Annotated in this window: 30 protein-coding genes; 4 read left to right on the forward strand and 26 right to left on the reverse strand. The window is 45.4% G+C overall.

The window, feature by feature from the left end; translation table 11 throughout:
* Window positions 1–3 precede the first annotated feature (3 nt).
* From PGR29_RS03515 to PGR29_RS03640, 26 genes are all read right to left on the reverse strand, one after another.
* Entirely contained in the window at window positions 4–1,308 is a 1,305-nt protein-coding gene (locus tag PGR29_RS03515; RefSeq protein ID WP_047053455.1) for a terminase large subunit domain-containing protein, read from the reverse strand.
* Window positions 1,286–2,278, reverse strand: a complete 993-nt coding sequence (locus tag PGR29_RS03520; RefSeq protein WP_116548391.1) for a terminase small subunit — start codon at window positions 2,276–2,278, stop codon at window positions 1,286–1,288. The genes PGR29_RS03515 and PGR29_RS03520 overlap by 23 nt, the downstream gene beginning before the upstream one ends.
* A 200-nt stretch (window positions 2,279–2,478) precedes the next feature.
* Window positions 2,479–2,724, reverse strand: coding sequence for a DUF2560 family protein (locus tag PGR29_RS03525; RefSeq protein WP_047053459.1), 246 nt, complete (start codon window positions 2,722–2,724; stop codon window positions 2,479–2,481).
* A 445-nt stretch (window positions 2,725–3,169) separates the two neighbouring features.
* Entirely contained in the window at window positions 3,170–3,367 is a 198-nt protein-coding gene (locus PGR29_RS03530) for a hypothetical protein (RefSeq protein ID WP_143830239.1), read from the reverse strand.
* 156 nt (window positions 3,368–3,523) lie between these two features.
* On the reverse strand, window positions 3,524–3,718 hold the full coding sequence (locus PGR29_RS03535; protein WP_048228850.1) for a hypothetical protein: 195 nt from the start codon (window positions 3,716–3,718) through the stop codon (window positions 3,524–3,526).
* A complete protein-coding gene (locus PGR29_RS03540) occupies window positions 3,669–3,944 on the reverse strand; it encodes a hypothetical protein (RefSeq protein WP_048228851.1) in 276 nt (91 codons plus the stop codon). The genes PGR29_RS03535 and PGR29_RS03540 overlap by 50 nt, the downstream gene beginning before the upstream one ends.
* A complete protein-coding gene (locus PGR29_RS03545; protein ID WP_047077968.1) occupies window positions 3,941–4,288 on the reverse strand; it encodes a hypothetical protein in 348 nt (115 codons plus the stop codon). The genes PGR29_RS03540 and PGR29_RS03545 overlap by 4 nt, the downstream gene beginning before the upstream one ends.
* Window positions 4,285–4,827, reverse strand: a complete 543-nt coding sequence (locus PGR29_RS03550; protein ID WP_143830238.1) for a glycoside hydrolase family 108 protein — start codon at window positions 4,825–4,827, stop codon at window positions 4,285–4,287. The genes PGR29_RS03545 and PGR29_RS03550 overlap by 4 nt, the downstream gene beginning before the upstream one ends.
* Window positions 4,824–5,123, reverse strand: a complete 300-nt coding sequence (locus PGR29_RS03555; RefSeq protein ID WP_058675830.1) for a phage holin family protein — start codon at window positions 5,121–5,123, stop codon at window positions 4,824–4,826. Before PGR29_RS03555 ends, PGR29_RS03550 begins: the two co-directional genes overlap by 4 nt.
* Before the next feature lie 180 nt (window positions 5,124–5,303).
* A complete protein-coding gene (locus PGR29_RS03560) occupies window positions 5,304–5,726 on the reverse strand; it encodes a hypothetical protein (protein ID WP_116548389.1) in 423 nt (140 codons plus the stop codon).
* Between the two features lie 157 nt (window positions 5,727–5,883).
* Window positions 5,884–6,705, reverse strand: coding sequence for an antitermination protein (locus PGR29_RS03565; protein WP_116548388.1), 822 nt, complete (start codon window positions 6,703–6,705; stop codon window positions 5,884–5,886).
* Window positions 6,702–6,842 carry a YlcG family protein gene (locus PGR29_RS03570; protein WP_049056600.1) on the reverse strand — a complete coding sequence of 47 codons (141 nt, stop codon included), beginning with the start codon at window positions 6,840–6,842 and terminating at the stop codon, window positions 6,702–6,704. Before PGR29_RS03570 ends, PGR29_RS03565 begins: the two co-directional genes overlap by 4 nt.
* Complete coding sequence (locus PGR29_RS03575) at window positions 6,839–7,420, reverse strand: recombination protein NinG (protein ID WP_049056601.1); 582 nt, start codon at window positions 7,418–7,420, stop codon at window positions 6,839–6,841. Before PGR29_RS03575 ends, PGR29_RS03570 begins: the two co-directional genes overlap by 4 nt.
* 2 nt (window positions 7,421–7,422) lie before the next feature.
* Complete coding sequence (locus PGR29_RS03580; protein ID WP_049056602.1) at window positions 7,423–7,623, reverse strand: hypothetical protein; 201 nt, start codon at window positions 7,621–7,623, stop codon at window positions 7,423–7,425.
* Window positions 7,624–7,627: 4 nt separating this feature from the next.
* Entirely contained in the window at window positions 7,628–8,224 is a 597-nt protein-coding gene (locus tag PGR29_RS03585) for a DUF1367 family protein (RefSeq protein ID WP_048228854.1), read from the reverse strand.
* Between the two features lie 83 nt (window positions 8,225–8,307).
* The gene (locus PGR29_RS03590; protein ID WP_047047353.1) at window positions 8,308–8,529 is read right to left on the reverse strand and encodes a hypothetical protein; all 222 of its coding nucleotides are present in this window, start codon (window positions 8,527–8,529) and stop codon (window positions 8,308–8,310) included.
* 108 nt (window positions 8,530–8,637) lie between these two features.
* Window positions 8,638–8,871 carry a DinI family protein gene (locus PGR29_RS03595; RefSeq protein WP_047053477.1) on the reverse strand — a complete coding sequence of 78 codons (234 nt, stop codon included), beginning with the start codon at window positions 8,869–8,871 and terminating at the stop codon, window positions 8,638–8,640.
* A 721-nt stretch (window positions 8,872–9,592) separates the two neighbouring features.
* Entirely contained in the window at window positions 9,593–10,225 is a 633-nt protein-coding gene (locus PGR29_RS03600; RefSeq protein ID WP_163331578.1) for an HNH endonuclease, read from the reverse strand.
* Between the two features lies 1 nt (window position 10,226).
* Window positions 10,227–10,859 (reverse strand): hypothetical protein, encoded by a 633-nt coding sequence (locus tag PGR29_RS03605; RefSeq protein WP_163331577.1) that lies wholly within the window; start codon window positions 10,857–10,859, stop codon window positions 10,227–10,229.
* Between the two features lie 7 nt (window positions 10,860–10,866).
* Entirely contained in the window at window positions 10,867–13,065 is a 2,199-nt protein-coding gene (locus PGR29_RS03610; protein ID WP_316424073.1) for a sensor histidine kinase, read from the reverse strand.
* Complete coding sequence (locus tag PGR29_RS03615) at window positions 13,046–14,350, reverse strand: N-6 DNA methylase (protein WP_163331575.1); 1,305 nt, start codon at window positions 14,348–14,350, stop codon at window positions 13,046–13,048. Before PGR29_RS03615 ends, PGR29_RS03610 begins: the two co-directional genes overlap by 20 nt.
* Window positions 14,351–14,529: 179 nt before the next feature.
* Window positions 14,530–14,889 carry a DUF977 family protein gene (locus tag PGR29_RS03620; RefSeq protein ID WP_153676844.1) on the reverse strand — a complete coding sequence of 120 codons (360 nt, stop codon included), beginning with the start codon at window positions 14,887–14,889 and terminating at the stop codon, window positions 14,530–14,532.
* A complete protein-coding gene (locus tag PGR29_RS03625; protein WP_163331574.1) occupies window positions 14,882–15,625 on the reverse strand; it encodes a replication protein P in 744 nt (247 codons plus the stop codon). The genes PGR29_RS03620 and PGR29_RS03625 overlap by 8 nt, the downstream gene beginning before the upstream one ends.
* Entirely contained in the window at window positions 15,622–16,536 is a 915-nt protein-coding gene (locus PGR29_RS03630; protein WP_163331573.1) for a replication protein, read from the reverse strand. Before PGR29_RS03630 ends, PGR29_RS03625 begins: the two co-directional genes overlap by 4 nt.
* Window positions 16,537–16,885: 349 nt before the next feature.
* Window positions 16,886–17,422, reverse strand: a complete 537-nt coding sequence (locus PGR29_RS03635) for a toxin YdaT domain-containing protein (protein WP_086630298.1) — start codon at window positions 17,420–17,422, stop codon at window positions 16,886–16,888.
* A gap of 2 nt (window positions 17,423–17,424) precedes the next feature.
* On the reverse strand, window positions 17,425–17,655 hold the full coding sequence (locus tag PGR29_RS03640) for a transcriptional regulator (RefSeq protein ID WP_047053493.1): 231 nt from the start codon (window positions 17,653–17,655) through the stop codon (window positions 17,425–17,427).
* 102 nt (window positions 17,656–17,757) lie between these two features.
* On the opposite strand from PGR29_RS03640, the gene PGR29_RS03645 reads away from it, so the two are divergent.
* The 4 genes from PGR29_RS03645 (at window position 17,758) to PGR29_RS03660 (ending at window position 19,000) form a co-directional block, all read left to right on the forward strand.
* Complete coding sequence (locus PGR29_RS03645; protein WP_049031737.1) at window positions 17,758–18,180, forward strand: helix-turn-helix domain-containing protein; 423 nt, start codon at window positions 17,758–17,760, stop codon at window positions 18,178–18,180.
* 267 nt (window positions 18,181–18,447) lie between these two features.
* A complete protein-coding gene (locus PGR29_RS03650) occupies window positions 18,448–18,642 on the forward strand; it encodes a hypothetical protein (protein WP_072056187.1) in 195 nt (64 codons plus the stop codon).
* The gene (locus PGR29_RS03655; RefSeq protein WP_047053495.1) at window positions 18,642–18,833 is read left to right on the forward strand and encodes a DUF1482 family protein; all 192 of its coding nucleotides are present in this window, start codon (window positions 18,642–18,644) and stop codon (window positions 18,831–18,833) included. The genes PGR29_RS03650 and PGR29_RS03655 overlap by 1 nt, the downstream gene beginning before the upstream one ends.
* Before the next feature lie 8 nt (window positions 18,834–18,841).
* Window positions 18,842–19,000 (forward strand): YdaE family protein, encoded by a 159-nt coding sequence (locus PGR29_RS03660; protein ID WP_045419483.1) that lies wholly within the window; start codon window positions 18,842–18,844, stop codon window positions 18,998–19,000.
* The last annotated feature ends 16 nt before the right edge of the window (window positions 19,001–19,016 follow it).

The raw sequence follows: 19,016 nt of genomic DNA on the forward strand, positions 1-19,016 counted from the left end.
TTTTTACATCCGCAGTTGGGTGACTTTTCCGGTTGGTTTGATGATCGGGAATTGCTTCACAATGAAATACCCGCCGGCATCGTTAGGGTGATCGTTATCCGCCGTTTTATCCGGCTCACCGTTCTCGGCCCAGACCTGTTGTTCGAGCGATTCTGCGTACACCGGGCAGCGCTGTACGTTCACCTTGTAGCGACGTTCGCCGTTGCCATTGCAGAACATGGCATTCATCGAGTTGATGCGGTCTTTCACTGGTGGGTTTGATGCATTAACAACCACATTGAAGCCAGCCTGCTTAAGCTGGGCGATATCAGTGGCGCTGGCATTGCTGGATTTACGAGAATCACCGGAAGCATCCGGATAGATATAGATTTCACGCACCTTGCGATAATCTTTGCCGTCGTACAGCCAGAACCGTTCTTTGATGATGCGAATCATGTCAGGGGTATCGTAAGCCTTCACGATTTCATTCACCGCAAACGGAAGCCCCAGACGTAACACGTGAACAATCCCGGCCATCTTCCCGACGTTAAAGTCCATACCAATATACAGAGGCTCGCCGGGCTGCTCCTCTTCCCGGCAGTTATTCAGCTTACGATCGAACTGATGGTAAATCGTCCCGCTGGTCAGGTTGGTGAACTGGCCACGCAGATAAGCCTTTATCAGTTCCGGCGGGTATGACTCCATCAATGACGGGATGTAGTCCGCCGGCAAGTTCTTTTCGTTGTCGAACGTCGAGGCCTGAACCAGTCCGTACAGCGTTGAGAGAGAGGGTTTATCACGCACAGCCTTTGCGAACTGCTGATAAACGAATTTAAACCCTTCCGGCGTCGTGGTGACGTCTATTCCGTTACGCAGGCCGGGCACCTTGTAACGCATACGCGCGATGATTTTTCGCCAGGCTAATTGCGCCTTTTGCGCGGGCATCACGTCCAGCTCATCAATCAGCGCGTTACCAATTTTAAAACCAACGATGGTTTGTGGTTTCTCCATCGAGCGGCAGATCGTGGTTCCGCGATACTGGCGCCCGGCGTAGAAGTGAACCTCTTTGTTCCCCTCGTTGATTTTGACATTCAGCCCCCAGTCATTGGCTACTTCCTCAACGGTGGGATAAAAGATGTCACGGATCTGCGGATACGTAGGGGCAAAGTAACCCTGGTTGATTTTTGGGTGTTCCCACATTCCTTTGCAGATGCCGCCGCAACCGACCCATGTTTTGCCAGAACCGAAGCCGGCGACATAGGCCTTAAACTTGTACTGCATCGCAAGGAATTTGGCCTGAGGAACGTTAAGCGTCGGTGCTATCGCCATCCTCTTCCCTCACTCGCGCATCGACTACGTTGATATTGATCGCAACTGGCGTTGGTTCGTCATCTTCCGGGTCAGCGGCCAGTTCTTTGCGAAGTTTGTCGATCTCCAGCTGCCGGCGCTCAATTTCTATCTGCTGCAGGCGCTGGGCGAATTCACTATCAGCCAGGCCGAGACGCTTCATCACCGCCTCGAACATTCGCTCGCGGCTGATAGCGGTTATCTCCACACCGTTCTTTCCGAGCTTCACGCCGGAATAGGCAAGCGCTGCATCAGGCGCCAGCTTGCGCGTATCAGCGAAGAAAGGCTGGCCGATACCATCCCCATTGCAGCGAGGACATTCCGGGTTAGGTGCGCTAGTGTGGTCGTAGCCGTATCCCCCATCATCCAAAGGTTCCCGACGTTTACGCTCAAGTGCTTCGAGGCGCTTCTCTTCGTACTCTACGGCATCGCGCCACTGATACTGATGACCGAAGCCCCAGCAGTAACGGCAGCTACCGCGGCGATACTGAGAAAGCTGGTTGGCGTCGAAAGTTGCCAGCCGCCACATCTGCTCAAGCACTTCATCAGCACTTCCCAGCGTGCGCGCAATGGATGCTTTCTGCTGCTGCGCAATGGCCTGCGTAACGTTAGGATTCGTTAGAAGCTGACGGCCATAGTTTGGGTCGCTATAACCCGCTCGCTCTGCGGCGGCAGTGGCGTTATTGTCCTTGAGGTATTCGGCAATGAAGCGCTTTACCTTTGGACTCAGTTTGCTATCCACCAGCTCTTCTGCGCACTTTTCCTTTTGCGCAGTGCGCAATTTCTTCTGCGCAGGTTTTTGCGCAGTTTGCGCAGTGGGTTTCTTGATATATCGGCGGGCAGTAGCGTAATTCAGTCCCTGCGCTTCACACCAATCCTTCGGTGATACGCCGGTTGCGGCATGATCGGACAGGAACCGTTGCTGAAGCTCGCCCCAGTCCGGCTTTGCCATGGATTACTCCAATAAAAAAAGCCACCAGCGAACGCCTGTGGCCTGTGTGGGTTGTGGTGTACATATTGGCTCGGGTGTACCTCTCTCTGTAGGGTAGCCATCGTGATAGTTGCGTTCTATCTCCTGCTTCTTTGACGATTAACAAGTACACCACAAATCGTCATTATCACATGCACTCATAGAATGCCTGCTGTAACGACTTAACTGGACTGCTCCGTGACTGTATCAAACAGTGCCAGCGCTTCGGTTGCTTCCTGAATCGCCTTTCGGGTTTTCGAGACAATCTCACTTTCCGTGTAAACACGATCGAAAGAGTCTGCAAAGAGCTCTGCTTTGAGATAGCTATCGCCAACCCAATCAATGGCCAGCTTAGCCGCGGCAGTGTCGTAGTTAACTTTCTTGATGATATCTAGGCGGATTTGTTCGGATGCGGTGATCTCTGACATGTCTTACCTCTGTGCGATGTGGGGCATTATCGAGGTCACTCTGAGAATGGCCTCTGTGATGCATTCGCATTTATCCTTGCCACGTATACAAGCAGAGCGGTTACCTACAGGATACTTGTTGCGCACAATAAAAAAGGCCGCATAAAGATGCGACCTTTGGTTAATACCAGTTAGAAAACTAAAATCTCTAAGGAGCCACCCGGGTGAGACTTTTCTGCTTAATAACTGACCTCTGCCATTTCGGTGTTAGCTGGCAGTAGTTACGAGATGATAGCTTCATTTTGGCTATCGATATCATTTAATTACTGAAAAAGCCCTTTATATTAATTATTCACTACTATCCAGAACATTGAACCAGAACAAAAGATGTATATGCTGTTCTTTTGATACCAATGATCAATTCGCTCCAACCAAGTGGGTTGCTAACAAATTACTCGAGGGTTCCTTAGACAGTGACCCATATATTTAAATGCTCAATGTAGCGCTGGATAGGAACATAGATAACCATTCCGTTAGAAAGATCAACAGACTTGATAACACACCCCTGTGGCGCAAAATATTCCCCATCAGAATGAGGCTGGATTGAGTGTTCGTCTCCGTAACGATAATCGTGGGGAAGTTTAGGAAGTGAATTTTTCGTCATGGGCAGCTTCTTAGATTGAAGGAATTTAAAAATCAATAGTGCATTAGCGCCCATGAATTAGATACAAACTTTTCATTGTTTACCGCTCTATTGTCTCGCTTTCAGATTTTTACTAATGTGGCAGTATATATATCAATAAGTTAGACCTTCTCTGTATTACTTAGCACCCTTCTCTGTAATTTGCGAGCAATTGGCCAGCACTGATTTGTTGTGCGCCAGAATGTCGCGCTTGGTCTGCTTATCCAGCACATCGATATCGTGGTCGGTCAGGTAGATGATTCGTACCCAGTTGCAGGCCGTATCAACCACCACCGGGGCGGGTAAACTTTTCGCGCAGCTCCCGATCAACATCGTCATCAGGCATATGGCTAACTGTCTGCTGTACATTGCAGGCCTCTCTGGTGGCTTCCTCTTTCCGTTCAGACGCGGCGACGCTAGCAGCGGCTTTCTCTTCAGTACGCGTTTGTGCTGATTTGGCTTCTGCCTTGCTGGTACCGCGAGCATGGCCAATACCGAATGCACCAGCGATAGCACCCAGGATAAGGACCACCAGCCCAGCAATAATTTCAAAACTCATTGCTTCGGCTCTTTCTGTTTGTCGGCCTTATCTTTCAATGCCGGCTGCCGTACATATTGTGAGAGCACCGCCAGCACTACCAGCGCAGGGCTAATTAGTGCAACGATATTTGGCGGAAGGATGTTTTTGATATCCGGCGGCAGCATTGCCCAAGCATGAAGCGCGGCATCCGGGAATGACTGCGCCCATACACCGACCAGCGCGCCAGCAGTCCCCAGACGAACAGACCAAGTTCTAAGTAACAGGCGAGCATGTCCCACAAACTCAATCCGGGTATACTTTCTTAACAGCAACAACGTTAAAACAACCACCAGCGCAAGCAGAAAGAAGATAATTAGCTTCATAGGTTTACTCTCTCCTTCACCCACCCGAAGAGAAATTCTTCATTGGCTTCCCGCGCTTCCGCAAGTTCGAGATACCGTGCGCCCTGACTGCAGTTCAACCCTTTCTGTATCACCGTGCCCCCTGCGCTACCCCGTACGGCTAGGTAACTGCGCAGCGCGGCGATCGTGATGTTCCCAATGACGCCATCAGGTTTCAGGTCGGGATATAGTTTGCCGCGTTGGTTCAGTGCCGTCAGCCAACGCTGAAGGAACGTTGTGGAAACACGCGGCCCCATGTTGACGCCGGTATCGCATAACTCTTCTGCGATTGATGGTGACAATTCGGCGATCTTGTCAAATTTGGGCTCCAGCCAATACTGCTGCATATAGATTTCTTTCGCAGTTTCCCGAGGGAGCTCTTTCATATCGCCTTTGTAACCGTATGCACGCGCTGTGTTCTGCGTGATACCCCAGCGAGTAGGGCCGCCTTTATCAGAGGGGTGATCGACATAACCACCCTCTTTGCCGAGGATACCCTCGATAATCTGGTCTGCTGTCATTGTGCCCTCACTCCGGTGATTCGCTCCCAGAAATACGTGAGCGCTACAGAACCCATAGTCCCACTGATACCGGCAGTGGCCAGAATCATGTAAATACTTAGGCCGCCTTCTATGCTGACAAGCCCACCGATGACACCGGTGAATCCTGAAACCACGATTTGCGCGAGAGCGTTAATCCAGCTCCAGGTAGCTTTGTTTTGCTTAACGTCAATCAGGTATCGGACAAGACCGCCCCAGCATGACAGAGCAAGGACAATCAGCCATGAGACTCCGGCAATGCTTTCTTTATCTTGCATACGTTTAGCCATATCACCTCCGAAAAAACGGGGTGCTGTGTGTGTTTGAAAGGGTCAGGACCGTTGGGCTGATTTATCAACCAAGCTCGTCGCAGATGATTCCCGTGAGCCTGATATAAAAAAAGCCGCCAAAAGGCAGCTTTAATGAAGTTGTTATACTGATGTGGCTCGATAGTAGATTTAACCTTTATCGCTTAAGGTGCACGTCCCTTTCTCCAGAGGGTTGTGCACGTCCGACCCTACCAAGTCGTTCGTAATACTGTAAGTTAGCAACTTTGCCTTTTTATTGAGAATCATAGAGATTGCGGGTCCTGATATTTTTTTCTGGCTATCCATATTGCCAAACACATATATATCCTCAATCTGTCCATCCTTATTAGGCGATGAACCATTGAAATACAGTTCAATGCCATAATGCTCTCCCTCCTTATCTTTCCAGCTAGCATAACGATGCCAGCCATCTTGTTTCTTCACATCTTGCCAAGTAACCATAGTGTTGTTTTTAGAATGTTCTGGAGAGCATTTGAAAACCATCATCGTTGGCTGGTTAGTGGCATGCGCGGAAGCCACTAAAAACAATGCTGGGAAAATAATCTTTCTCATAATATCGCCTGATGCAAAGCAGGGAATTATACACATGCGAATGGCAATGGTAATTTATGTCCATAAAAAAACCCGCTCGCTGGCGGGTTGATCAACGGTGAACAGACAATGCCCATCGTTAGAACAAATTAACACGAATTCGGGAAAAGTAAATATCTCAGCGCGTTATTTGTTTGAGCTGTCCCTCCGCCCATGCCTCTTCTATATCGAATTTAGTGATCAGTTCGTCAAAAAATGGTTTAACCGTCTTCTTCCATGTATCCAGGGTGATGGCATCCGTTACCTGGCAAATGGCACTCTGCACAGCAGTGGAGAGGATTCGCTCATACCCACGACCACCACAGCGCTTGCAGTTGCCCATGACAGGCACTCCCTGCTTCTCCGTCTCATCCTGGTTCACTACCTTCCCCCGACCGTGGCAGTCGTTACAGGCAGCGCTAACAGTCCCTTTTCCCTTGCACTTTTGGCAAAGCACCCGGACCTGCTCCCGGACCGACTTCACCTCCTCCCAGTATGATGGATAGATCCCCTTTGTAACTTTGACCCACTTCGGCGGTTTGCCGTCCGGATACGATACTTTGTTGGTGAAGACCTCTACGTCGATGAATCCGGAACCGCAGCAGCAGTCACATTTTTTTTTGCTGGAAGCGCTTCGCGAATAGTCCTCAAAGGCGAACGTTGCGAGGATCTGAATAACCTGAGGTTTTACGTTCGTCGCGAGCTTGCGCAGCGCGGCAACTTTATCGCATTTTGTCAGCGCATATTCAGCTAATAGACCGATAGCTCGTTCTCGATCATTGTTGCTAATGCCCATCTTGCCCAGAAAAGCGCTATACCCCATAGCAGCACGTTCCTGTGTCATGCCCATTGCAGCCATAATGTCAGTGCCGGTTAATGAGTCTGATGTCGTCGCTCGTGGAGAATCGCTAATCATAGTGGACTTCGCGAAGTGGTATTTCACTGTATTTTCGAGGTTCATGCTATTTCTCCCAGATACTGATAAATGCGGACAAAGTTTTTCAAAATTCGATAATCGGTCATTACTGTTCCGCGGTGCCGGCAGAGGCGGAGCTTTTGCCAGCGTTCGCGGATACGTTCGATACCGTCACGGCTCATGCGGCCTCCCGTTGTTTTATTAGCGCACGGCGTAGCGCGCTGTAATGGCGTCTGATGCCTTCCAGTTCTTCGATGGTGTATCGGTGAGGGGTGTTGTTGTTTTCCAGCGCCTCGACGCGCTCAGCGCCGATTTTCTCTACCAGGCCAATGCGGTACTGCTGCTGGTTTCCTGACATCTGCACGTTGCAGTGATGGCACTGCTTGTGAATGTTGTCCTCGTTGTAACGCAGGTGCGATGCTTTACCGCGGGAACGGTAATGACCAGCCTCCCACTGAACCGTGTCAAAAGTGCCGCAGCTGATGCATGGCAAGTCGTAGTCTCGTTCGCGGATATAGTCGTTAACGACACGCTGGGTCATATCTTCCCAGTGCCTGAGGGGCTTCACCGAGGCTTTGCGTTTACGCCATTCGGCGCGCTCTTTCTTCGCTTTCGCATGCGCCTGTTTTTCGCGCTTCTTCTCCAATTCCTGCATGGCAAATTCAGCGCCATGCTCAGGAGAGCACCAGCGGTGGTTCTCGAAAGCTGGAGTGAATTTCGCCCGGCAGATTTTGCAGCGTCGTTGGGGTCTCTTTGCCATATTCAACCCCACATCCGGTTGCGCCAGCGGGAATCAGGGCGCGGTGGATTCTTGTCTTCCACCAGCTGAGCGCTGACGGTCCAGGTCGTAAAGTCCTGGTTTAAACTACGTTCGACCTTTACCCCGCGTTTGCGGTAATTATCTATCAGTTCATCGGCCTGCTCGGTCGTGCAGTCGTGATGGTGAAACCATGAATATTTCATCGATTCACCCCGCAAAGCTGAGCAATTGAGACGCTGCATTTTCAGCAGCTTCACGACTGGCGAATTTATGGGACAGAATCCACCGCCAGAGCACATCCAGTGAGGCCTGGTAAAGCTGGTGGAATTCGGTTTCGTCCATACTCGCGAAAGAAATGCTGCGTGGGTGCTTTTTCAGAGTGCCATCTGGCAGCTGAAGCGCATCGTAATGGCCGGCTTCCACGATTACCCATGAGCGATAGGCGTCAAAGGATTTGCAGATACTGATGCTTCCGGCTCGTTTTTCTGCGACGCGGTCAAGATATTGCTCGGCGATATCCTGGAATACCGATTCATTGCCACCATGGGATGCAAGGAATTTGGAATAACCGAGAATTAGCCTGCGCTCGTTCGAAGAGATTGCGCCGCCAGTAGGCTCCCAGTATTCAAAGCCCAGATTGAGTAAGGCGAAATATCGGCGGTGAAACGCCGGGTTGCGGACAAGCTTATATTCGGCCTCCAGGACGGCACCGAGCTTGCATTTTGTTTGAAGAAAATCGCTGGTCTCCGGCGTTGCGGGGATCAGGATACCTTGAGAATGTTTTATTAAGTGAAGTTGCGCCATCACGTTCTCCGGTGGCGCATCACTGTCAGGTGGCTGGTTGTTCAGACCAGCACTGCAAGTATGATGTAGCTAGCTGTTAAGAGTCAATTTTTAGAGCCCATTTCCTTGATAACTTCCACCAACGATTTCCTTGTCCAGAGGTGTTCATCTTTTGCAATTTTTCTCACCGACACTTCGCTATTGATATTCGTTAGAAGGATTCGGTCATTCAAAGCTAATCGAAATGAGCACAAAACATGTCCGGAACCATCCGTGACGGTAGCCCAAAGATTCTCCTTCTGATTTGGCTCAATACCATCTGTCACATTACCCCCTGAGCGACATACAGACGCACTCATAAAAAACGGGTAGCAGCATCAAGGGAAACGCGAATGCGATGCTCTGGGATAAGAGCCGCCACCATCACAATTAAACTAATAAAACCAGTCGTCAGCACTTTCCCACGTCTCTTGCAGGATTTGCTCTACACGCTTTTTATCGCCGTCAGCGCCGCCCAAAACGCTGAGCCCATCATTGCTGGTGATCCGTATTCTTAATTTGCAGTCGTCATAGGACTCGGATAACCGGCGTAGAAGCTCCTTTTCAAGCGCAGGAACAGCCCCTGTAGGGAGTTTTTTGTCTTTTGCAATTGTGAGTTCTATTTTCATAAGGAGCACCTCATGCCAATGCTGTATAAATAAACAGTATACCTGAAGAATGAAATGGTCAACCCCTTTACATCACTTTTTGATAATGCCATGCCCCTGTTTATTCTAAAGTTTTCACTAAAATATATAATCACCTTAGCAGGTCCGAGGTGAGATCACAGGATTTCGCTTGCCTAAGCGTCGAATATTAAACGTACCAGTACTTATCCGTGCAAATACTTAATATGTGTGCAGCATACTTATGCAGTTGATTTATCAATCCGGTAGAGGCACTTTTTGCGCAGGTTACATTTTATTTTATGTAAAGTTTTTATGCGACCAGCAATATATGAACAAGAATAGCGCCCCTAAATTTAGTGATTTCAATGGTGTTAATCGTAGATCCTTTCCACAACAAAGCCTATTTGGTAGAAGTTCAGTAACGACTTTTTGAGTCTCCACATAACTTAAAAAGTATAAAATATTCTACTTTAGGCTTTATCATTGTCATCATAGACGAAATAACGCAATGATATGAAAGAACCAATTATTTCTTTATCTAAAAGGTTCGAAGCAGTATGCGACAAAAAAATCAATATTACTTATATGTTTTTACATCTCGTTGTTCATGAAAAAATCATGAAGTAAAGACACAGTGAATTGAATGTTATCTATGTTTAACACCGACACAACTTCATGTCTTGACTATAACTTAAAATAGTCAAGACATGTTGAGATACGTTCACAGAAGTTTTAGTAAATCATGTATCTTATCGCTCGCCTGCTTAAGTTTACAATATTTCGCAGAAGCTAACTCCTTGCTGACCACACCGTCAACCAGTTCATCAAAAAGGTTATTCATCTGTCGATCAAGTGACTCTTTTAACTTAATTGAAATATGATACTGCATTCTTTTTTTCCTTAAAAGAACCCTGGCTTTACGATTCAACTTTAGTAGTTCTATCATATATTTTGCAGTTTTCTTCTTGGATTTAACAACTCCATCAGAATCAACATATAAATAATCGCTTAAGCGCTCTGAAAACGGATCTATAAAACCGACGTCATCATCATGACTGGGGGAATTATTTTGAGTTTTATCACAAGGCCAATGATTAGATTTAAGAACATTACATTTTGGGCAAGAGATGACAAGATTATGTGGGTCATTTGACAGCGATTTGAAAAAACTTTGAGGCCTGAAATGATCTAAATGCATCCCTTCATAAGCATGCTCCTTTAATAAAAGGTCGCAATAAACACAGCGTTCCTGACAATCCTCTAAAATTGCATCTCTGTAGAAAGAATATCTATAATATGTGCCATCATCTTTTTTATCATAGTTATTGCGCCTTTTTAGGATAGGGTAAAACATTTCAATCACCTTTTAGTAAACGTTCTATTTCTGCAAGTTTTTCATCAGTTTCATTTATAGAAGATTGCAGTTCTTTAGCTAAGTCGGCTTCTTGCAAATCAATACTTCTTGAACGCAACATATTTAACCGTTCAAATTCTACTTGTTCATCTAACGTCAGATTGTTGTTTAAAGATTTAATCAACAATTCATCAAGTCTTTGTGCCCTCTCAGATAAAACATCATTAAATACATTATGATGGCGCCTTATCTTTGCAGACAATGAGTGTTTTTTATCTTCATAAGCCAACTCGTCCTTCGCTATAACATATTCAATTTCGGCTGGTCCATATGAACTATCGAACTCATCTTTATAAGCAGTGAAAATATATATTGGGATTTTTGAATTAATATTTCTTATTTCCCTGGCTAATTCTTGACCAAGGTAATGAGCCTTCCCTAACTGATTCAATTTTTCATCAAGAATATATGCAACAACGCTGTTTACGCTTTGAAGATACTGCATCATATCCTTGATATCAAATTTTGGCTCTATAGATATAAGCTCGAACTCATCCCCAAAAAGTTCCTGCAAAGTATCATTATAAGCTTCTTGTGCTTCACTATCATCATCGATATATATTACATTTTTCATGTAAACCTCAGTATTCAGGAACATTTATTATGAATTCAGCACCACCCAACTCACCTGCCGCGATGACTTTTAGTTCTCCTTTTTGCTTACCAACCACAAAATCCTTAACTATTGAAAGCCCCATTCCTGTGCCTGTAGCAGTCCCTTTAGGATCTTTTTTAGTGCTAAAACCTGTATCAAAAATTCTATCCTCTATTCCTTTTTCGATACCTCGACCGCTATCCATGAATCGTAGTTCAATATCTTTTTTATCTTCATTTATTCTAATGGCTATTTTTATACAGCGAGAGCCTATTCCCTTTCCCTCTAGGGCCCACAACGCATTAGTTAAAAAGTTGATAATAATGCTTTCCCAATGAATTTGAAATCCCCTCACATAGAAATCAATGTTTTCATCCCAATCCTTTACAACCTCAACATTACTTTTATTAAGTGACTGAGAAAAAATTTTAATTACATCGTTAACTAATACTCTTAAGTTAATCTTTTTCATTTTACGCTTATCAAGCTTTACATTACTTAGCGCAAAACCTGCAAAATCGGAAATATAACGAATACTATTATCTAGGGCATTAACCTTAACCATAGCCTTTTTAACATCTAACTTTCCTATATCTCCTTCAATCATTTTTTTCAAGTTGGATATGTTAACAACCGACATACTGGTATGCTGTTTTGTTTCATGACCAAGACAAACTGTTAATATTCCTAGAGATGCGAGATTTGCCATTGTATCTTTTACATGTTCTATTTGTTCAACTAACTCCTGAAATTCTTCAGTTTTCTTTTCTTGTTCTTCTGCGACCTTTAACATATTTTTAGCAATATATTTTAGATCTTTATTTTTTGTTTTTTTATTTTTAATACTTTCATTTAATTGTTTTTTCAGTGCAATTATAGCATCATTGGTCTTAGAATTACTTTCTTTTAAGTTATTGATTGCAACAGTTGGTCGAGGTTCTATTTCTGATTGTGCTTTAGTAACAGCTAATAATTCAAAATGCTCAATTACCTTTAAAACAAATGAACGCATATCAAAATATGCATCATTCTCAACAATTCCTTCTCGGTTCGCTTGGTCATTTAACGTTTTATTGTTATCTCTATTTATAAAAACGGCACCAACAATCTGATTCGGCCCAACCTTCCAATTGCCTTGCCTCATCCCTTCAGGGTTTTTTATCCTACGCATACCCAAATCTAACCAATCACCTTTTCCTGAGGGTTCGCCATACGGTCTGACTCTAAAGTTATCACGATAGATACGTACGCCTTGATTCGCATCCATAAATGAACGTATGTGTTTGACGTTCAAATCCATATCATTGACAGATTCTCTAGGGATAAAGTAAAGCTTGAATTCTAATGATCCACAGGTTGGTTTTGAAAATCTATTAGTAATGAAATTAGCCCAAGATTCATTTATTGTTTTAACTTCTTCATTATTATATTTATACGTACAAGATATTGAATCATCATCATTAATCGATGCCGAAACTGACCATCTCGCGTAATCAAGAATTTCAGAAGAATCCAAACGTGTTGATTCCTCTGAATCATCTGCAATTTTTATCTGAAATTCATCTTTTGCAAAAAACGGGGATACCAGTAATCTTAAATCTCGCTTGAGGTCTTTCGATAAATAACCTGTCCAATCATCTTTTAGACCAACTAATATAATCCTTGTCCCTTGCCCATTTTTTAATGCAGTGCCATATTTATCAGAATATGGAAAGGGTAATGAATATAAATTATGCTTTATATCAAAAAAACTCTTTCCACTATCTTCATATTTTTTCCAGTCAATATCTAACTGAAGTATTGTATCTGAATTTTTGGTCTTAGTTTGCAAGATCATTCGACGACATAACCTGTCAATACCAAGTCGACCGAGACCTTTTGCTCCAGTTAAAATTCGCCCCTTTTCTGAAATACTATTTCTAACTTTATTTTCAGTCCCAATCTTAAGCCAAGATGAGATAAGCATTTCAGGGCTCATTCCATTCCCATTATCTTCAATGATCAATACAGGAACAGGCTTATCTAATTTATGAAAACTTATTTCCACTAAATTAGAATCAGCATCGTAAGAATTTTTTACCAATTCGGTTATTGCAGTACTCGAACTAGCAATACTTTCCCGACCAAGTTGCAACGGTACTCTGGGAGATAAATCAAAAGCATAGCTATTTAATAGTTTCTTCATCACTTACCTCTAATTTAAATGGAATTTCCTTTACAACCTTTACCGTAAGATGTCTACATCTAATGACATCATTAAGGAAAAAATTAACTTCGGCCGATTTCAAATGGTCTAGTAATTTTTTGTATTTAGTTATATTGTCATCATTAGCTTTTATAACAATAAGATGATTTTCGACATAAACAGGTTTTGAACCATATATTAAATGAGCCCCGGCCCTATTTTTGTCTTTCGGTGAAGAGGTTCGTTTAATGGTAATAAAAGGTGGCAAAACAGGTATGCTTCTATGCCTCCTGATTGAAGCGATATCATTGCTATCAATTTCATCCCAAGAATTTAATAATCCAGGGTATATATAGGCATGGGGTTCACCCTCTTGTGGATCTCTATATGGAACAACTTTTCCAATAGAAACAGAGAAATAATCAGATAATTGCTGGTATTTTTTCTTTTCTGAAACCCAATTCAAGCCTAAATTAACATCATTAATAAAACCATTTAATATAAACACGTCAACATCAGTCTTTTTATCAAATCGCCCTTTTAATTTTATTTCACCAGATACTAACTGATCAATCGCACAACGCCACTTTTCATATCGTGTACCACTTCTTAGAACATCAGGAAGTATAGCAACAATATGCATACCTTTTTTAGCATCAGTTATATACTTATCAACAAAGACTGCTGCAAGGTTTACCTTACCGCCGCTCCAATATTTATACTCTTTCAAAAGAGATTGGTTATAAGGAGGGTTCATAAGGACATGCGAAAAGGCATCCTGCGAAACATCATCATCCAAACCATTTTTACATTTTATATTGGTGAGGATTTTCATATTTTCTTGAAGATTTTTTTCATCAATATGAACACCACGATTTAATGCCTGAAATATTATCCTTATTTTCGCAGCGTCGACGAAATCTTCAATTAAATCAAACCCATGAAGCAGAGAATTCCATTTTGCAAGAGTTTCTGTTAGTGTTTTGCAAACTGGCAAAAACTTAGTGAGTGCAACTAACAAATTTCCAGCACCACAGCATGGGTCAATGACTTTTGAATGTTCATTCAAAGTACTTGCTATAATCTTAGCACATTCTGCTGACAGTTCTTCTCCTGTAAAGAAAATCCCCAAATCTCTTAAGGAGTTAATACTTTCATTCAACCGCAAATACTCATGCGGATCATTTTCTTTAAAAAATTTTTCAAAATGGTCTGTATTTGCTTCATTAATATATGATGAATATAAGTTTCTTAGTTGTTCATTGTATTTAATAAAACTATTCATCAATAATTGCCTGCGTTACCATGTGATAGAGCTGAAAGATCTTAGGATCTTACCAAGTACGGTCCTTATCAACAAGTAAAATACAATCATAAAATCACAAAAGAATCAATATGTTAGAGTGCAAGTGTTTATGCTCTTCTTTTGGATGCCCTCACTCATTTTTTGCGATTGACATAATGCTACCGGCTTGACGATGTTGGCATGTAGGAAAAAATAGCCTCCTGAACATCTAAAACTCGCTGAAAAACAGGACTGCCAAGCAGGCTGTAATTCATCCCAACAGCAACTTTCGGCACCAGGCCAAAACGCTTCATGTCAAAGTCGATGACGGCCCGCTGATCGCGGAACAGCCCCAAACGACCATGCCGGACAACCTCGCCGGTCGCTTCTGCTTCGGAAAAATACCGCTGGACAGTAGCGCGGCTCAGCCCCAGTTTTTTCATTGCCTCGGTGGTCGTGAGGCGCCCCTGATGCCTGGTGATCCGAATCACTGCGCGGACGTACTCTCTGCGCTCAACTGCTGACAATGCTCTAGCCATGATTCCGCCCTCTGCCTAAACCGAATTTCGCGCGGATTTCCGCAATTTTGTTTAAGCCCTGCTCGTTACTCAGCGGACGTCCGCCAAGCTTTGGGATCTGTTTAACCGGCTCGGGAATCACTTCCCCGGCATTCAAGCGACGAACCATACGCAGCAGCTCATCCTGCGCCTTACGTCGCAGCTCAGTGTCGCTGAGGCCGTTTGCGCGCATGTCTGCGTACAAGCCAGTAACCATCCAGTAGCAGGCTTTGTGTTTCAGCGTTAACGGTCCGATTTTGTGCTCAGGCCATGGGTACGACTCAGCGTCTGGATACTGGCCGCGAGTCCGGCAATACTGGTAAACCATTTCAACCAGCTCATTCGCATCTGGCAGGCCTACAGTTACCGCCTCCTCAGAACGACACCAGGCGACGAACTGTCCCGGTGATGGCATGAATGGTTTTTCCTGTTTGCGCGCAACCCGCATCCCTGCGCTAATCTGCTCAACTGTGGTGATCCCGTTCTCTTTGAACGCCAACAACCACTGGCGACGCATCTCGTTGAGGTCTTCCACAGATTTGTTGGCCAACACCGGGAATACGGCAAGCAGCTGGCGGAACAGCTCGTTGAAGATCTCCGCAGTCTTGGCCGCCTGGCGCTTTACTGCCTGCTCGTCCTGCATTTCCGGAAGCCCGGCAGCCACTCGCTGGAAGTTTTCACGGTCGAAGTTGTGCATGCTTTCTGCGATAGATTTCATTCGAGTACCCCGTCGATCCAGTCTGTGTTGTCCAGCGCACTGGCGCCTGATGAGTTTCTTGATGGACCATGGCTGCGCAGGCGTTTAGTTGTGAGCTGATCCCATTTCTTACGTAGTTTTGAGGGGCAAAGGATGTTTTCCTGCCAGAAACCGTCCTCATTTGCCCACTTGAACAGTTCGCAGATCTCATAGTGAGTGCGCTTGTCCTGCAGGCGCATCAGGCGGATGGTGTTCGCCCATTCAACCCAGTTCGGCTCAGAGAGGGAGGCATTCACGGTAAGGGCTTTATCGAAAATCCATCGCGCGGCTTTGAGGTCGTCAGCTGTTCCCCAGGATTTACCCGCAGGGGTATAAATCCCATCGGCCGCTTCTGGATGACGAGAGAGAAACTTCAAAGTTTCCTCGTTTCGGGATTCTTTAGAATTCCGAGACGAAGAAGATCTTTTACTATTGTTCTTGTATTGGGTGTCTCCCGTTTCCGGGAAAGGTTTTCCCGTTTTCGGTAACACTTTTCCCGATTCCGGGAAGAGTTTTCCCGTTTTCGGTTTGTCTAAAATCCACTCAGATAGCTCAGTATTTATACCGACAATTTTCATCACTCCCTGCTTATGAGCGAAGATAATTTTCCGCTCCGCGAGAGATTTGATTGTGTCGGAAATATGCGACTCTCCGAGGCCTGTCAACTCAGCAATCACCGTGTTTGTTACTCGGTCCTGCTTCTTGTTCCATCCATAGGTAAGCCAGATAACAGCCTCAAGACACTGCCACTCACGACCAGACATCCGCAGACGTGGCTTGAGCTTCTGTATCTCGTTTGCGATCTTGGTATACCCGTTAGCCAGGTCGGCCATTTGACCTCCCGAACGCTCGGTTTTAATCGGAAAATTGATAACTTCAGCGGTATTTGACATACTCACTCCGTGAACTAAGAGCCCTTTTTTCACACTCCGAAGACTGGCTGTGTTGGCGCACAACAGTCTTCACCCACTCAGAACAGCCCAACCTGGTTATTCCCCTTACGGATTGATTTCTTTGCTTCTCGCTTTTCTGCAGCGCTGGTTTGCTTCTCAGCCCACAGCCTGGCGTGGCGCATAACATCATCAAAAATGCCTCCCTTACGACTTGCCTGAGACATGCGCTTGTACATATCGACGGCCTGAAATGCCCCCCCTGAGCCACTGCCTGGGTAAAGCCCTGCCGGATAAGCTCTTCGCGGACGTTTTTCTCAATGAATTCGATATGGTTCACGTAAACCTCCAGCTACAACGTGCCGAGCATTGAGGTGACGATTGCCATTAGCGGCCCCGTTAGCTCTGGGTCAACCCGGAACATCTCGAATATTCCTTCGCTCAGTTCTTTCAGCTTTTGATGGCGTGGAGCTCCCATAGCAACAGCTACCTTCGCTTCGCTGGTCTCTTTCTCCAGTCGTGCCAGGCGGGACATGAAATTGTCTTCAGGCAACAGGCGGTGGCGGTATTCCAGCGGGAGTACGGCCATGATGGCTGGCGTCAGAAGACGCACATTCGCGCGATACTTTTCCGAATCGACCTCGTTATCCAGGTAACGGAAAAGCTTCTGGCGGGCGCGGCTGATGTCCGCAGGAAATTCAATTTCTTCCCCGCCCTGCTGGCGCCACTCATCGATGATGTATGCCGAAACAACATCCTGACCTTTAGCTGCAGCCCAGGCGCGAACGGCAGAACGAATGCCGTCGTGATCTTCCACTTTCGCCTGATTTCGCTTTATCAGAGCGCCGGGGTTGAATCCGGTATTTTGTTGAAAGGAAAGTGTTTGCATGGTCAGTCTTCCTGTTTCGGCAGACCGTCGGTGGGGTTTGGGTACGCCTCAGGATCAATTTCATGAGGTGTAACCTGCCAATTAAGAAACTTACAAAGCGCGCGCACCCGTGATGTGGGGACTTTTCCTGAATTCATCCAGCGACTTACAGCCTGAGATGAAAGTCCCATTGCCTCACCAAGCGCGGTTTGTGTAGTGATTGATTTAACTTTGTTTTTAAGTTGCTCGTTCATGACTCCTCCTTTTGTTGAAAACAAGCATACACATTGAAACCGTATGTTTCAATTAAATTACTCCAATTTGTTTCAGTTACTTCTGAAACATGGAGTTGTAAAATGGAAAGTATGACTACCGAAACCAATCAAGTTTTTGCTTACAGGTTTAACCAAGCCATTACTGAGCATGGTTGGAACCTTTCCGATTTAGCCCGCCGCGTTGGTGTAACGCCGCAGGCGGTGCAGAAGTGGGCGAAAGGAAGTTCTATACCGCGGGGCAAGAAGCTGAAGTTGCTTGCTGAAGTAACGGGAAAGCCCGAGCATTGGTATTTCATGCAGCCTGATACAGATGATCCCGAACTGGTAGCTCAACTAGGCCTTCCCAAAAAACTCGATGTTACCGAAGAAGCGCTCCTAAGCATCTTTAACCAACTTCCCGAAGCAGAAAAACTACGTTTAATCCTTCACGCAAAGGGCGTTTTGAGAGACCTTCAAGCACTAAAAGACGATGTTGGTGATTTGATAAAAGACCTTAATCGCTAATTACCCGCCCCCTAGCGCTGACATAGTCGGCGTTTTTTTTCGCCCTCAATTACTAAATTTAGTTTCAATCATTTGACTATTGAAATTATTGGTTGTAAATTTAGCTCATCGACAACAAACCGCATTGTTGTCAGGTGGTAAACGTTCCGCTGGCCGGCGACAAGGCAATGAGGGCTCAGATGAGTAAAAACGGTTGGCGCTCACTCATCATCTGTTTGGGCGTCGGAATTATCTTCTGGTTAGTAATCATCAAATTGGTGGTCACATATGGCTGATTCAGTACCAAAAAGCGGTCGAGCGATCAAAATGCGTAATCAGCGTACCGGCGCAGCCTGGCTGGTTTCATTTGATTACCGTAATGGCCTCTACTGGCACGAACCGCAGGGAAACTTACGCAATATTCGCCGTCCTTACGCTTCACGAAGCGTAGAAGAAAACCTTGTACTAGCGGGGACTCACTGATGGGTAGTTTTTACGCTTTGGTTCTCACTGTCGGCATGCTGACTGGCGGAAATCAGGACGTTCTTCTCGGTGTATATGACAGCGAGTCGGATTGTAAGAAAGCTGCTGTTGAGCAGGGCGTTGAAGAAAACTGTTACCAGCTAAAGGGAGTATTAGCAGAAAACCCAGCCGCATTTACGGCGCAAATGTAGGGGGAGTTATGCAGAAGAAATGCGCTTATTGCCGCAAGCCGATTGAGGAAGGCAAGGAAGTAAAAATGACCATCCTCATCATTCACGGTTCGCAACTGGCGCCACGGGAAAGAACCTATTGCTCTACGAAGTGCGGTCAATACGACCAGATGGCCAACGAGGCCTAACGTAAACCCGCCGAAG

Origin of the sequence: Klebsiella sp. 141203 (assembly GCF_032601985.1) — a bacterium.
Classification (GTDB): Bacteria; Pseudomonadota; Gammaproteobacteria; order Enterobacterales; family Enterobacteriaceae; genus Klebsiella; species Klebsiella aerogenes.